This window comes from Enterococcus sp. DIV2384, assembly GCF_050534975.1.
Taxonomy (GTDB): domain Bacteria; phylum Bacillota; class Bacilli; order Lactobacillales; family Enterococcaceae; genus Enterococcus; species Enterococcus faecalis.
In genome coordinates this window covers 1,159,569-1,174,794 of the sequence record NZ_CP172905.1, presented here as the reverse complement: position 1 = coordinate 1,174,794, position 15,226 = coordinate 1,159,569, and the positions used below count along the sequence as shown (strand labels likewise).

The 15,226-nt window shown below is 37.7% G+C and carries 14 protein-coding genes and 3 tRNA genes; 3 read left to right on the top strand and 14 right to left on the bottom strand.

Annotation, left to right across the window (positions count from 1 at the left end; translation table 11 throughout):
- Window positions 1-64: 64 nt before the first annotated feature.
- The 7 genes from IGK54_RS05830 to IGK54_RS05800 form a co-directional block, all read right to left on the bottom strand.
- Window positions 65-136 (bottom strand) — tRNA-Gln (locus IGK54_RS05830).
- 9 nt (window positions 137-145) lie between these two features.
- Window positions 146-226 (bottom strand) — tRNA-Tyr (locus tag IGK54_RS05825).
- A gap of 96 nt (window positions 227-322) precedes the next feature.
- Complete coding sequence (locus IGK54_RS05820; protein WP_002357806.1) at window positions 323-556, bottom strand: DUF2969 domain-containing protein; 234 nt, start codon at window positions 554-556, stop codon at window positions 323-325.
- A gap of 146 nt (window positions 557-702) precedes the next feature.
- On the bottom strand, window positions 703-2,172 hold the full coding sequence (locus IGK54_RS05815) for a flotillin family protein (RefSeq protein ID WP_002357808.1): 1,470 nt from the start codon (window positions 2,170-2,172) through the stop codon (window positions 703-705).
- Between the two features lie 16 nt (window positions 2,173-2,188).
- Window positions 2,189-2,722 (bottom strand): hypothetical protein, encoded by a 534-nt coding sequence (locus IGK54_RS05810; RefSeq protein ID WP_002357809.1) that lies wholly within the window; start codon window positions 2,720-2,722, stop codon window positions 2,189-2,191.
- 182 nt (window positions 2,723-2,904) lie between these two features.
- Entirely contained in the window at window positions 2,905-5,541 is a 2,637-nt protein-coding gene (locus IGK54_RS05805) for an FtsX-like permease family protein (RefSeq protein WP_142956636.1), read from the bottom strand.
- A 9-nt stretch (window positions 5,542-5,550) separates the two neighbouring features.
- On the bottom strand, window positions 5,551-6,252 hold the full coding sequence (locus tag IGK54_RS05800; RefSeq protein WP_002360463.1) for an ABC transporter ATP-binding protein: 702 nt from the start codon (window positions 6,250-6,252) through the stop codon (window positions 5,551-5,553).
- Between the two features lie 160 nt (window positions 6,253-6,412).
- On the opposite strand from IGK54_RS05800, the gene IGK54_RS05795 reads away from it, so the two are divergent.
- Together IGK54_RS05795 and IGK54_RS05790 are read left to right on the top strand one after the other, a co-directional pair.
- Window positions 6,413-7,072 (top strand): DNA/RNA non-specific endonuclease, encoded by a 660-nt coding sequence (locus IGK54_RS05795; RefSeq protein WP_002357812.1) that lies wholly within the window; start codon window positions 6,413-6,415, stop codon window positions 7,070-7,072.
- A 13-nt stretch (window positions 7,073-7,085) separates the two neighbouring features.
- Window positions 7,086-7,472, top strand: a complete 387-nt coding sequence (locus IGK54_RS05790; protein ID WP_002357813.1) for a hypothetical protein — start codon at window positions 7,086-7,088, stop codon at window positions 7,470-7,472.
- Window positions 7,473-7,514: 42 nt separating this feature from the next.
- Here the strand turns inward: IGK54_RS05790 and nagA are convergent, their stop codons facing one another.
- Window positions 7,515-8,663, bottom strand: a complete 1,149-nt coding sequence (gene nagA / locus IGK54_RS05785) for an N-acetylglucosamine-6-phosphate deacetylase (protein ID WP_002357814.1) — start codon at window positions 8,661-8,663, stop codon at window positions 7,515-7,517.
- A 100-nt stretch (window positions 8,664-8,763) separates the two neighbouring features.
- Window positions 8,764-9,591 (bottom strand): helix-turn-helix domain-containing protein, encoded by an 828-nt coding sequence (locus tag IGK54_RS05780; protein WP_002381942.1) that lies wholly within the window; start codon window positions 9,589-9,591, stop codon window positions 8,764-8,766.
- A gap of 177 nt (window positions 9,592-9,768) precedes the next feature.
- Between IGK54_RS05780 and IGK54_RS05775 the strand changes: the two genes are divergently transcribed.
- Window positions 9,769-9,945, top strand: a complete 177-nt coding sequence (locus tag IGK54_RS05775) for a hypothetical protein (protein ID WP_002357816.1) — start codon at window positions 9,769-9,771, stop codon at window positions 9,943-9,945.
- A gap of 65 nt (window positions 9,946-10,010) precedes the next feature.
- Here the strand turns inward: IGK54_RS05775 and IGK54_RS05770 are convergent, their stop codons facing one another.
- The 5 genes from IGK54_RS05770 to IGK54_RS05750 form a co-directional block, all read right to left on the bottom strand.
- Entirely contained in the window at window positions 10,011-11,228 is a 1,218-nt protein-coding gene (locus IGK54_RS05770) for a pyridoxal phosphate-dependent aminotransferase (protein ID WP_002357817.1), read from the bottom strand.
- 300 nt (window positions 11,229-11,528) lie between these two features.
- A tRNA-Leu gene (locus IGK54_RS05765) sits at window positions 11,529-11,612 on the bottom strand.
- A 68-nt stretch (window positions 11,613-11,680) separates the two neighbouring features.
- Window positions 11,681-12,142 (bottom strand): SprT family protein, encoded by a 462-nt coding sequence (locus IGK54_RS05760; RefSeq protein WP_002365561.1) that lies wholly within the window; start codon window positions 12,140-12,142, stop codon window positions 11,681-11,683.
- A 26-nt stretch (window positions 12,143-12,168) separates the two neighbouring features.
- Entirely contained in the window at window positions 12,169-14,361 is a 2,193-nt protein-coding gene (locus tag IGK54_RS05755; protein WP_002366578.1) for a Tex family protein, read from the bottom strand.
- Between the two features lie 97 nt (window positions 14,362-14,458).
- The gene (locus IGK54_RS05750; protein ID WP_002377683.1) at window positions 14,459-15,193 is read right to left on the bottom strand and encodes a metallophosphoesterase family protein; all 735 of its coding nucleotides are present in this window, start codon (window positions 15,191-15,193) and stop codon (window positions 14,459-14,461) included.
- Window positions 15,194-15,226: the final 33 nt, after the last annotated feature.

Below are 15,226 nucleotides of genomic sequence, written 5' to 3'. Positions count from 1 at the left end.
ACCTCATTTTTGTTATATAATTATACAAAAAAAGAACATCTCTCTACCAGAAATGTTCTGAAAACTGGGGTAGCTGGATTCGAACCAACGCATGACGGAGTCAAAGTCCGTTGCCTTACCGCTTGGCTATACCCCAAAAAGAAAATGGAGGAAAGTGGATTCGAACCACTGAACCCTAAGGAACGGATTTACAGTCCGTCGCGTTTAGCCACTTCGCTATTCCTCCAAAAAGTCATTGTCGCTGTAACGACCTGACTTAGTTATAATACAATCTTTTCCAGAAAAAAGCAACCCTTTTTTTAAAAAAATTGTTATTTATTTTTTATTCACTTAAATTCCATTGACGAATAATTGTTTCAAAGGCTTCGTCCAGATTTTTTGCTGTACCTTCTTGCTTGCCATCAATTTCAATGATGAATTTTTTATCATTTTGCGGAATGACACGACCGATTTCTTTTTTACCAATAAATAATTTGTTCATTAAAACATTTGCTCCATTGTATTGGGCTTTTTCTTCTTCAACACGTACTTCAATATCTTTATTCTTTTTTGACATCTCTATCCCTCCAAGAACTCTATGTTATCAGAATCTTTGAAACAAAACAAGCACTCGCTATTTCTCTGTCAGCTTGTTCGTTTATCGTTTCAATGCAGCATTAAGGAGTAACGAAATGCGATTCGCTACTCCTTAAAGGCTGATTTCTATTCTTTTTCTGAACCTTCTGTTGCATGATAGTTCACGCTATTTGAGGTACCTTTTTTAGAAAAGTTTTCAATTAGCTCTTTCACGTCGAGGCCCGTTGTTTCTTTTAGTGTTTCTTGTGTACCAGCCAACAAGTTTGTTGCATAATTGGTAATACGGTTGGCGCCAGAATTTTCGCCACCTGCGCCTGTATCTACCACTGAAATCTTGTCGATGTTGCCCAATGGTTGTGCTGCTTCTTTCATTAATTGTGGTAACATTTCCATCACCATACTTAACACAGCTGCTTCACCATATTCTTTGAAGGCATCAGCAATCTTTTGTTTGGCTTCGGCTTCCGCTGCACCACGAGCTAAAATAGCTTCGGCTTGCGCTTGACCTGTTAAACGCGTTTTATTGGCTTCCGCTTCGGCTAATGCTTCAACTTTGAAGCGTTCTGCTTCGGCTTCTGCCACTTCGCGTGCTTTTTGAGCAAGAGCTTCTTGTTCGCGTGCGTAACGATCTGCATCGGCTTTTTTCTTCACTTCTGAGTCGTATTGTTTTTCACGACGCGTAATTTCTTTTTCTTCTAACTCAATTTGTTTTTGACGTTCAACGACTTTGACTTCCATTTCTTGTTCCACCACGTGTTGTTGTGCACGCGCGCTTTCCAAGTTATAGGCTTGGTCTGCTTTGGCTTTGGCAATATCTTGTTCTTGTTTGTATAATGCTAATTTCAATTCTTTTTCTTTTGAAGCTTCTGCAATTTCTGTTTGACGTTGCAATTCCGCTTGTTGTGATTCTTTTTCTGCTTCCGCTTTTTTGATGCGAGTTTCTTTCAAGGCTTCTGCTTCTGCAATATCTGCATCACGTTTAACTTGAGCGATTCTTGGTTTCCCTAATGAATCCAAGTATCCATTTTTATCACGAACTTCTTTAATTGTGAACGACACAATAACTAAGCCCATTTTAGCTAAGTCAACACTGGCAACTTCTTGTACACTTTGGCTAAATTTATCACGATTTTGGTAAATTTCTTCCACTGTCATTGAACCTAAAATCGAACGTAAATGTCCTTCTAATACTTCACGTGCTTCATTTTCTAATTCTTCTGTTGTTTTTCCTAAAAATTGTTCCGCTGCTGTCGCAATTTCTTCAACTGACGAACCAATTTTAATGATTGATGTCCCATCACACATTACAGGAACCCCTTGTTCTGTGTACACTTCTGGTGTGGAAACATCTAATTTACTTGAAAGCAAACTAATTCGATTTGAACGTTGGAACACTGGTAAGACAAACGCACCACCGCCACGAACGATTTTAATTTTGTTGCCACCTTCGTCTACATGAACATTTTTAGAGCCTAGATAGCTCCCGCTGATAATTAACGCTTCATCAGGTTTGGCTGTCTGATATTTAGAAACAAACACAATTAATAACATTAATAATACTAAAACTGCAATAATAATCGGTAACAAAATCCCCATTTTCTTCTCTCCTACTCTATATTTTTAGACTGCCTTCGTAAGGAATGACATAACAAACCCGTTCTTTCAATTCAATAATCAATACCTCACTACCTCTTGGCGCAGCCACTTCTTGTGGCACATAAAATGCTGCTGGTCGACTTAACGAACCTGTGACACTCTTCAATTGAATCTCGCCCATTCCCCGGACAGGAATTGGGGTAATCACAGTAGCAACACGACCCTCCATGTCTTTTTCCGAAATAGAAATTGTGGCCTCCGAATTTTTCAAAGGGACCAACACATAAAAATTTAGGAAGAAAACAATAATGGTTGAAAGAATACCACTGACAATTAAAATAAGCCAACTATTCACCGCTGTTAACTCTTCCCCAAGGTACCCAAACAGCGAGGTAAAAGCAATCCATGGAATAATCAGCATTGGGTCCACCGGTCCATCAAAATTAAAAACATCCCCAAAAATAATTAGTAAAAAAGCGAGGACCGCGCTCCCCACTAATGCATAAAAATAAACCGTTTCCAATGGTAGACCTTCTAACACTTTTCCCACACTCCTTTCTGTGCTATAACCTAGTAATAGTGTACCAATTTTTAAATAAAAAGAGTAGTAATTTCCAAATAAATCTCAAAAGATACATCTTAAGACCTATTTTTTCTTAATAAAAGAAGCAGCAATAAACGAGCAGTCCTAGAATTATCGAACTTCTACGGACTCCTCGTTTTTAAAATGTGCTATTCATTTGATTTTAACGCTTCAATCATATTGATTTTCTTCAATTTCCGATGCATAATGACCATCACAAACAACGTGAAACACATGGTGATGACTGCGGAATATAGATAACTTGGCCAATGAATAATTGGCGAAAACATAATTAAATCAACTTCAACGGTTGCTAAAATATACTGATGCAAAATTTTCCCAAAGAAACAGCCAACAATAATACCAATGAACGTTAAAATAATGTTTTCACGGTAAACATAGGTAGTGACTTCACGATCGTAAAATCCTAAAACCTTAATCGTGGAAAGTTCTCGAATCCGTTCAGAAACATTAATGTTGGTTAAATTATATAACACAATTAACGCTAAAGAACCAGAAACAGCAATTAGTACCCAAATGACAATATCAAGGCTTTTCAGCATATCATCAAACGAACCTTTCATCGCAGTTAAAAACGTAATATTCAACACTTTCGGCTGTTTTGTCAACGCCTCTCCGATTGAGGTTTCTTGTTTTGAGGATAACTTTTTGTCAAAAAGTAGGAATTCTGTATTATACTCCGGCTTCTGTTTCGTCATCGTCTGGTAGAGTTTCGGCGTCATATAGACAAAATGACCCGTGTAGTTCTCTGCAATCGCGGCAATTTTCACGTGATAGGTTTGATTATCACTATTTTCTAAATTTAATTGATCTCCGACTTTATAGCCAAATAATTTAGCTAATTTTTCATTAATGATTACACCGTCATCGTTGAGGGAATATTTTTCTCCAGTGACTCGATCATTAAATAACTGAAAATCAGTCATTTTCGAAGGATCTTGTGGCACATAAAGAGTAATATTTTGAGTTGGTGCGCCTTTGCCCTTCGTTTTAAAGATTTCTGAATATAACGGAATTGTTTTATTCAAACCATCCAGTTTGCGCAACGTTTCTTGATACTCTTTTGTCTCTTCAGCTGTTGTTTGCTCTTTAAAAGTCACGACTGCTTGATAATGCCAGATTTTATTGAATTGAATTGTAGCGACATCCACAATTGAATCGCGTAAACCAAAACCAACAATTAACAGCCCCATACAACCAGCTATTCCGATAACAGTCATCAGCATCCGTCGTTTATAGCGGAACAGATTTCTAGCGGTCACTTTTTGAATAAAGCTCATGCGTTGCCATAAAGGGCGGATTCGTTCTAATAAAATCCGTTGGCCTGCTTTCGGCGCTTTGGGTCTTAGCAAGGTAGCTGGGGTACTTAATAAATCGATTCTTAATGTCACTAAGGCCGCTCCCACAGTACAAGCTAAGGCTACAATGATGCCCCATAAACTGTAATTTAAGTACCACGGTGTAACTAAATCAGGAATATTGTACATTTGACCGTAGGCATCAAAAATTATTTTAGGGAATAGATAATAGCCAACTGTCAATCCTAATAATGCACCTGTTAGGCTGGCAACCGTTGCATAGGTAATAAAAATCGAAGCAATTTCACGATTACGATAACCTAAAGCTTTCAAACTACCAATTTCCATTCTTTTTTCTTCCACCATACGTGTCATGGTAGTTAAGCTGACTAATGCCGCAATTAGGAAAAAGAACAACGGGAACAGCGTGGCTAAAGAAGAAATCCGATCAGCATTATCTTGATATTCAGAAAATCCTGGATTGTCTTCCCTGGTAAAATAATAATACGTCGGGGCTTTCAAATTGGCTAGCTCTGTTTCTTTTTCAGCCAACAGTTGTTCTTGTTTAGCTAATTCGTCTTTTTGCTTTTCAAGCATCTCAGCTGGAATTCCTGGTTGTTGCTCCAACTGCGCAAGTGCTTGTTTTCCCGTTTCCAGCGCTTGCCGACCTTGGTTAATGTCCGGCTGAGCCGAATCACGCAGAGCCGCAACCTGTTCTTCTGGCCGATTTTTCAGTGTCTCTTTTACTTGATTTAAGGCCTGCTCTCTTTTCTTTTCATAATCAGAGGAATACGTATTTTGATGTTTTAATGAACGAAATGAGATTAGCAATTCTGGATACAGTTGACTGTCAAAGGCTTTTTCCGAAACCACGCCAAAAAAGTTTAACGTTCCAGAACCGACCGTTGTGGTTCCCCTGGATGTATTATCAATATATTCTGGTGAATTGATAAATCCGACAACAGTAAAATGAGTTTGTGTCAGTCCTTTTTCTTTAATCGCTGCATCGTTTAAAGTGATTTTATCACCCATTTTATAGTCATATCTAGTTTTCGCTAATGTATCTAATGCAATTTCATTTGTTTGTTTAGGTAACCGACCGTCAACTACTTGATAGTTAACCGATCCTGCTTGATTTTTTCGATAGCCAAACAATTTTACTGCATTATTTTGCGGCCCAATCGTGGCATCTATTGTATACCGCGGCACAACTGTTTCGACATCTTTTAAAGACTGTAGTGTTGTTAAATCTTTCTTTTCCAGTCCCATTGTAGAAATTATTCGCGCATCTGGAAGCTGCTCTTTCTGGTAATAATTATTCGCGGTTTTAATCATATCTGGGCCAGTAGCTTTCAAACCAACAAAGACCATTACACCAAGGAAAATAATCCCCATAATCGATAAAAACCGTGTAGTAGATTGTCTAATTTCACGTAAGCTTGTTTTAATTAGCGCTGTTTTCTTCATTTTAGGCACCTACCATTCAATTTCAGCAACCAATTTAGGCTGATCATTCACAGTCATTTCACGAACTTTCGCATCATTAATTCGAATTACCCGATCGGCCATTTCTGCAATGGCTGAATTATGGGTAATAATTAAGACGGTCGTTCCTGTTTCACGAGCAGTGTTTTGCAAAATGGTTAAAATTTGTTTCCCTGTTTCATAATCCAGCGCTCCTGTCGGTTCATCACATAAAAGTAACTTGGGCTTTTTAGCAATCGCACGGGCGATGGTCACTCGTTGTTGTTCACCACCAGAAAGTTGCGCTGGAAAATTATCTAAACGTTCCCCTAAACCCACCGATTGTAAAACAGTGGTCGAATCCAACGCATCCGCAACGATTTGCGAAGCCAATTCGACATTTTCTTTTGCTGTTAAATTTGGGACTAAATTGTAAAATTGGAAAACAAACCCGACATCATTGCGTCGATAAGTGGTTAATTGTTTCTCTGAAAACTGAGCGATATCTGTGCCATCAATAATAATTTCCCCTTCATCACAGCTGTCCATTCCACCAAGAATATTTAAAACAGTTGATTTTCCAGCACCGCTGGGGCCTAAAATAACCGCTACTTCTCCTTTTTCCACTTCAAAAGAAATGCCGTCATTCGCAGTAATAGTTGTCTCTCCCATTTGGTAACGCTTGTATTCATTTTTGACTTCAATATAGGCCATCCACTATCCCTTCCCTTCTACATTAAAATAGTAACATATCTGAGAAAACAAGTCTTTCAAAGAAAAGCCTTTTTTGATTTTTTAGCAAATTTACGTATAATAGAAAAGATGGTCCACTTAAATTTGGACTATTGCAAGTATAAAATTAGAGGAGCACGTTATGGCAAACAGAAAGAAGAAACCACCATTTAATTCAACCATCATGCTGATTGGCGCATTAATCATTTTAATTTTAGGCGCGGTTGGCGTTAAAGTTCCTGATGCTTTACAAGATTTATTTAATGTTCAACCACAAACAACCACCCCTTCAAGCACACCAGCACCTAAAGGAGATAATCCCGGACCCATTGAAAATGGTAAAGCCACATTTTCAGCAGAGGAATTAAAGGATAACTCAAACGGCTGGATTACTTATCATTCTCTAGATCGTCTAAAACGAGCGACAGGCGCTGATGCGCTATTAAAACCCGCAATGGTCAATACAGGAACTTCCGCTAATAAAGATATTCGACCAGCTGGTTTCATTTCAGGAAAAGCTAATCATTCGCGTGGCCACCTAATCGGCCGTCAAATGGGAGGCAGTGGTGATGATCCACGTAACTTAACCACCTTGTATCAGAATCCTGTCAACACTCCTTATATGACGAAATATGAAAATCAGATTCGGGCAGCTCTTGATCGCGGAGAAACTGTTCGCTATCGCGTGACACCTGTATATAACGGAAACGATTTGTTGGCTGAAAAAATCATCTTAGAAGCCAAAAGCCTTAAAACAAATTCACCCATTGATTTTTCAGTAACTATTTTAAACAAACAATAAGGAGGAACTTTCATTGGATTTTGAACAGCTAAAAGAAACATTACCCGATGCAAAACCACAAACATTTTTGCAAGCAATCCTCTCTCAACCTCAAGAAGAGGATGCTGAATTAACTTTCAGTGAAGAAATTGATGAACAGTTTGTCGAAAATTGTAAATTTTTAGCCTCTCCGGAAACCATTTCTGAAACAGATGTGGAACATTGGCGCGAACAAGAATTTTTAGTTGTCGCCCAAAGTTTAGATGGCGATTATCTAGCAGGCACCCTAGAGCAAACCTTTGTGATTCCTAGCTCCCTTTACAAAGAGGATATTGAGCAATTTGACAAGCAATTAATCGATTTTTTTATTGCCTACGAGAACAAAGAAATCACTTCTGCGATTTTACCAAAAGAATTATAAAAAAAGCTTGCGGATAAATTTCCGCAAGCTTTTTCTTGTGTCTTATGCTCGATAACGTTCAACGCCATCTAAATAAGTAGCTGCTAATTCCATGGTTGGTTCTAATACGATAAAGTCAGCATCACGACCATTTGCAATCATGCCGCATTGATCATCAATTTTACAGCTGATCGCAGGAACTAATGAAGCCATCATAATTGCTTGTGCAGGTGTTGCAATACCCCAATCAACTACATTTTTAATTGCTTCTTTTAGTTTTAAAATACTACCTGCTAAGTTCCCAGTATCCAAACGAGCCGTTCCTTCTGCTACCACAACAGGAAATTCACCTAAATTGTAGTTGCCATCTGGCATACCGCCAGCCATCATGCAGTCTGTAATTAACGCAACGTGATCATGGCCCGCTTTTTCCATCAATACTTCAGCCGCTTGCGGATGTACATGGTGTCCATCACAAATTAATTCAGAGAAAACGTGTTGTAACGTTAACAATGCACCAACCATCCCTGGTTCACGGTGATTTAAGCCACGCATCCCATTATATGCATGAACAAAAACGCTAGCGCCTGCTTCAACTGCCACATCAGCTTCTTCTAAGGTCGCATTACTATGGCCTAAAGCAACAACGACACCTTCATCTGTAACGGTTTCAACAAATTCTTTCACCCCATTACGTTCTGGTGCCAACGCAATTTTCTTAATAATTCCGCCTGAAGCTTCTTGCCATTCGTGGAATGTATCAAGGTCTGGATCTCCAAAATAACTTGGATTTTGTGCGCCTTTATGTTCTTCAGTAAAGAAAGGTCCTTCAAAGTAAATCCCTTGAATTTTTGCACCAGGTACTTCTTGGTAGACTTGACCAATCGTACGTGCAACGTCTGTTAAACGTTCTTTACTTGACGTTAACGTTGTTGGTAAAAATGAAGTTACACCACAAGATAATAAGCCTTCAGACATCACTTTAATGCCTTCTGCATCGTTATCCATTACGTCATGATTCATGTAACCATGAATATGAGTATCGACTAAACCTGGGGCAATCCATTTGCCTTCCTCACGAATAATTTTTACGTCCCCTTGCGGTTCATCTTTTGTATAATTACCAAAGATACCATCCGTGATTTCTAAATAACCAGGTCCTTTAACATCGCTTTTTAAAAAGAACTTGTCTGCAAAGATAAATGTTTTCATCTTCATCCTTCTTTCTTTATTTTACTTACTTCAAAAGTACTCTTAATCAGTACAAAAGTCAAGAAATGGTGTAGACCTTTTAAGCAATTCTGAGGATTTTTTAAAGATTGCCACTTTCCACATTTTTCATTTGTTGTGCTAAGTTCAGATAACGTTCCGCTTCTTCATGTTTATTCTTTCTCATTAAAACTAAATATTTTAGATTTAATAATTCACTTAAATAATAATAACTATTTTTTTTGCGAGCCCAAGTAATTCCTTGATCCACATAAATTTCGGCATCTTTTTCTGTATAATTTTTGAATAAGAAATCAGCATAATTAAAAAATATTTTCGTTAACTCTGCATTACTGCGTTCATTTGGCAATTGATTAAAATAATGAATACTCAAACTTAAAAATCGTTCTGCCTCTACTCGATTGCCCATGTAACCATAAGTAGCACCTAGACAACTAATTAATTGAATCTCTAAATCAGAAACATTTAATTTATCGGCTTTATAGGTGAAAGATAATCCTTTACGCAAACTAGCAATAGCTTTTTCGTAATCATTTAGAACAAACAATTCACAACTACCTAAATAATAATAATATTTTTGCCAGTCCGTATCTAAATACAATTGTTCTTCAATACGATTTTCCTTTAAATAATTTAATAATAATTGATATTTTTTATGGCGAAAATATTCAGCCATTTTTTCAAATGAATACGTAACAACGTGCACATCACCAGATTTATAACGCATAATCTGGTCAACAGTCACACCTAAACGATCACAAAGTTGTTGCATTACGAGAACGTTTGGCAACTCTTCATTGTTTTCAATGCGGCTTAAAACACTTTGCGAACAGATGTCTTCTGATAACATTTTCTGTGTCAATTTTCTATTTTTTCTAATTTCTTTAATAACTGCACCTAAAGAATTCATCACAATAGCTCCTATTTATATCGGCCATTTTCCTTGCAAAATGGGGATTTTGTCAAAATATGCGAATTCGCATTATGCTTTTATTGTACTTTATTGCATAATATACTGCAAGAACATTATCTAAGGTTTTCTTAGAAAATAAATAGGTTCATTTTTATTAAAAAGGAGTGTTATTGTATGGCCGAAGAGAAAAAGGTTCACTTCATTTGGGAAAAAACAAATTATTCAGGCTTTGTGGAGAAGGAGTATGAAAATTCTTATCTCATCGTAGTAGCAAATCCTAGTCCTGATATGGAAGAAAAATATACCAACCGAATGATTATTAGTAAAAAAGCATGTGAAACCGCAGAATAGTATTGTTGATAAAACAAGAACTACCAAAAAATAGCTTCGTTAGAGGCTATTTTTTGGTAGTTCTTTTATTTTTGTTTGTAGGTACTTAAAAATTCACGCATTTTATCTGCTGTAGTTTTTAAGTCTTCCATCTTCGGTAAATAAACAATACGGAAGTGATCTGGTTGTTGCCAGTTGAACCCACCACCATGGACTAATAAAATATGATGTTTGTGTAAGAAATCTAAAACAAATTTTTCATCATCATAAATGTCAAATTTGGCCGTATCAATTTTCGGGAAAATATAGAAAGCTGCTTTAGGCTTCACGGCTGATAAACCAGGAATATCATTTATCGCATTGTAAATAAATTCTCGTTGTTCGTAAATTCTGCCACCTGGTAAAAGTAAATCATCGACACTTTGATAGCCGCCTAATGCGGTTTGAATGATTTGTTGTGACAACACATTCGAGCATAACCGCATGGAAGCAAGCATATTTAGCCCTTCGATATACCCTTTTACTCGTGATTTATCTCCACTTAACACCATCCAACCGCATCGGAAGCCTGCCACTCGATGTGATTTTGACAAACCATTCAATGTTACGACAAATAAATCAGGTGCTAATGTAGCAATTGGTACATGAACCAAACCGTCCATGACCAAACGATCATAAATTTCATCGGAGTAAATAATTAAATCATTTTGACGTGCCACTTCGACAATTTCTAGTAATAACTCTTTCGGATATAAAGCACCAGTCGGATTATTTGGATTTATAATAACGATTGCTTTTGTATTCGAAGTTATTTTTGATTTTATATCATCAATGTCTGGATACCATTCTGCTTGCTCATCACAAATATAATGAACGGGCGTACCGCCTGCCAAAGAAACAGACGCAGTCCATAGAGGATAGTCTGGCATTGGCACAAGTACTTCATCGCCGTTATTTAACAAGCCTTGCATACACATGGTAATTAATTCACTCACGCCATTACCAGTGTAAATATCATTAATCGTTACATTAGGAAATTTTTTTAATTGGCAATATTGTTCAATCGCTTTTCTTGCAGAAAAAATACCTTTTGAATCGGAATAACCTTCTGAATCGCGAACATTTACAATCATGTCGCGCACAATTTCATTTGGGGCATCAAAACCAAATGGCGCTGGATTCCCTGTATTTAATTTCAAAATACGTATGCCCTCTTCTTGCATGCGTTCTGCTTCTTCTAAAACAGGACCACGGACATCGTAACTTACGTTATTTAATTTATCGGATTTTTTAAAATTTCTCACACGGACTCCCTCGCTTCACAAATTTATACTCTAAAGTTACGCCAACTATAATGAAAAAGCAATAATAAATATCAGAATTTAATAAAAAATTGATGGTTTTTCCGTAATAAACAAGAGCGTGGGACAAAAATCACTTTGGATTTTTGCTCCACGCTCAAAAACTGATAAACGGTGGGAACAGAAGCAACTTCTTCGGAAATAAGCCGAAATTCTCCAAAAATTAAAGAACAATTTTCGGAAATTCCTTCTTATTTCTCGGAGTTAAACACTTCTGTCCCGACCTCTTGTTATACTAGTTGATGCAGATGATGGGACTCGAACCCACACGGACATCTGTCCACATGACCCTCAATCATGCTTGTCTGCCAATTCCAACACATCTGCATTTTAAGAGCACTTATTTATCCTAAAATAATTACTGGTCTTTGTCAAGATAACAAAGACCAGAATTGTTAGATTTGTTCTTTTTTCGCTTGCCAGGACAAACGCCCATGACATTTTCCGCAGACATATCGTGTCGTATCAATTCGTCGTTTTCTGAGGATGACTTCTCCACAAGACTGACATTGGTACTGATGGAAAACTGCTTTTTTCCGTTCTACTAGAGGCGGTGCATAACGGGCACCGCCAGTCTTAGCCAATAACTCTTTAAAGTCCTTATCTTTATGCTGATAGCCTTTGCCAGCTAAATGTAAATGATAGTGACATAACTCATGCTTAATGACTTTTTCCAGTTCCTCTTGTCCATACTTTAAAAAGACAGTTGGATTAAAATCCAGGTGATGCGAAGCTAAATGATAGCGACCGCCCGTAGTTTTTAACCGCCGATTAAATGTAGCTTGATGCAGAAAAGGTTTCTGAAAAAATACGATTGAAATTTTTTCCACTAGCGTTTGAAGCGCTTGATCTGTCATCAAGACTGGTTGAGACTCTTTCATTGTTACTCTTTTCTATCAGCCCGAGGCAACATGGTTAAACTAATACGCCCCTTTTTCAAGTCAACATCTTCTACCCAAACTGTGACTACATCCCCCACCGCAACAACATCCGTTGGGTGCTTAACAAATTTAGTACTTAACTTAGAAATGTGAACTAAGCCATCTTGCTTCACACCAATATCGACAAACGCACCAAAGTCAATTACATTTCGAACAGTCCCTTGCATTTCCATTCCTGGTTTCAAATCTTCCATCGTCAACACGTCTTTACGTAAAAGTGGCGCTGACATCTCATCGCGCATATCACGACCTGGTTGGATTAAACTAGCAATAATATCTGTGAGTGTTTCTGAACCTACTTCTAACTCAGTAGCTAATTGATTCACTGGTAACTGTTTCAATTTTTCGATAGCTTCTGCTGTCCCTAATTCTTTAGAAGCAATCTCTGCTTTTTCTAAAATTGCTTGTGCTACTGGATAACTTTCTGGGTGAATGCCAGTGTTATCTAACACATTTTTGCCATTAGGAATTCGTAAAAAGCCAATTGCTTGTTCAAATGCTTTTGGTCCTAAACGAGGTACTTTTTTGACTTGATTTCGTGCTGTAAAGACACCATTTTCATCACGATAAGTGACTAAGTTTTGCGCCGTTGTTTTATTTAAGCCAGAAATATGTTGTAAAAGTTGAGCACTCGCTGTATTCACATCAACACCAACTTGGTTTACCGCAGTTTCTACAACAAAATCCAATTGCTCGGCAAGACGTTTTTGCGATACGTCATGCTGATATTGACCAACCCCGACTGCTTTGGGATCAATTTTTACTAATTCTGCCAGCGGATCTTGTAAACGACGTGCAATGCTGACCGCACTTCGTTCTTCAACTTGTAAATCAGGAAACTCTTTACGAGCCACTTCACTCGCAGAGTAAACGGAAGCCCCTGCTTCATTAACAATCACGTAAAAGACGTCACGCTTCACCGCTTTTAATTGCTCTGCCACAAACAATTCAGATTCACGACTTGCCGTTCCGTTTCCAATAGCTACCATGTCCACTTGATAGTCTTCAATGATTTTTTTAAAGGCTGGACCAGCGGCTTCACGTTTCGCAGCAGTCGCTGGTTTATGTGGATAAATCACTTGAATTGCTAAAACTTTACCCGTTTCATCGACAACTGCTAATTTACAACCTGTCCGATAAGCCGGGTCAAATCCTAGAACAACTTTTCCTTTAAGTGGTGACTGTAATAATAAATTACGTAAATTTTCACCGAAAATTGCAATCGCTTGTTCATCAGCTTTTTCTGTTAATTCATTGCGAATCTCCCGTTCAATCGCTGGTCCAATGAATCGTTTATAGCTATCTAAATAAGCAGCCTCAATGTATGGAGCAGCTAAGCTTGTTGCTTGTTTGCCGATTAGTTGACGTTGGAAATAATCATTAATTTTTGTTTCATCAGCGACAAGGGAAACCTTTAGAATGTCTTCTTTTTCACCACGATTCGTTGCTAAGACACGGTGCGGCACCATTTTGCTAACTGGTTCTGCAAAATCGTAATACATTTCATAGGTCCGCTTTTCGTCTTTTTCTTCATCCTTAACTACGCTAACGTATTGCGCATGTTTAACCATATAATCACGTAACCATGTTCGGTATTTTGGTTCATCGCTAATACGTTCTGCTAAAATTTCATGAGCACCTTGCAAGGCTATCTCGGCGGTTGCAACTTCTTTTTCTTCATTAATAAAAGTAGCCGCTTTAGCTAAGATATCCGCGTTTTCAGGTAAAGAGAGCAACCAATCTGCTAATGGTTCCAACCCTTTTTCTTTCGCGATAGTCGCTTTAGTCCGACGTTTTTGTTTATATGGTCGATATAAATCTTCCACTTGTTGCATTTTTACTGCTTTTTGAATATCTGTTTTGAGTTCTTTTGTTAGTTTTCCTTGCTCTTCAATTAAACGGAGAACTTCTTCTTTCCGCTTTTTCAAGTTTTGTAAATAATGATAACGTTCTTCTATTTCACGGATTTGGACTTCATCTAAACTTCCAGTCATTTCTTTCCGGTAACGGGCAATAAAAGGAACTGTATTTCCTTCATTTAATAAAGTTAAAACCGTTGTTATTTGTTTTGAACGATACGTTGTCAATTCTTTTTGAAGTAGCGCTACTACTTCTTCGTTATAAGCTTCTGCCATTAACTAGATACCTCTTTTCTTATGCATACTTATCTATTTTAGCATATTTTTGCTTCTAAATATAGAAGTGAGGTAACTGATTCGTGCGATTAAGGAATCAAAATTCTGGTTGCCACGCAGGGGTGCGTTTTTGATATTCGATATCTTGGACAATGCCTTTTTCATTAAAAATCACACCATGTACAGAGCCGCCAAAAATAGCACCACCATCTATCCCAATTTTTCCATCACTTTGCCAAAGGTCCGTGGTCTGCATATCACCATGTAACATCGGAGTAATGGTATGACCAAAAACAATGGTCTTGCCTGTATTATTTTTCCCTTGATGAAAGGGTTCGCGAATCCACAAAAAATCCTTAGGTGCTGTTTGCCGCCAATCTTCCATCGTTAAATCAACCCCAGCATGCACAAATAAGTAATGCTGCCATTCAAAATAAAGCGGTCGTTTTGTTAAAAAATCAATTAACTCTGGATAGCGACTACGGATCATTAAGGCCATTTCTGTTGGTGAGTATTCTGCAGTAGCTCCTGGATGCAAGAGGCTTTCAATTGTTTCCTTGCCACCATTGCGAACATATCCTGCAAACCAGTCCTCTGGATTTTGAAGAAACTGCAAAAAATATTCTTCATGATTGCCTCGTAAATAAACAGCGCCGTGTTGCTCGACAAGTTCTTTTCCTTTGAGAAAACAGGCTTTAGAATGCGGACCACGGTCGTTTAAATCACCAATTAAAACTAGCTGATGCTCGACTGGGTCATAGTCTGTGAGTAAGGCATCAAACAAATCTGCTTGTCCATGAATATCACTGATTACATAAACATATGGTTTCATAAATAAGCCCTCCTAACTTGCTTATATTAAGTA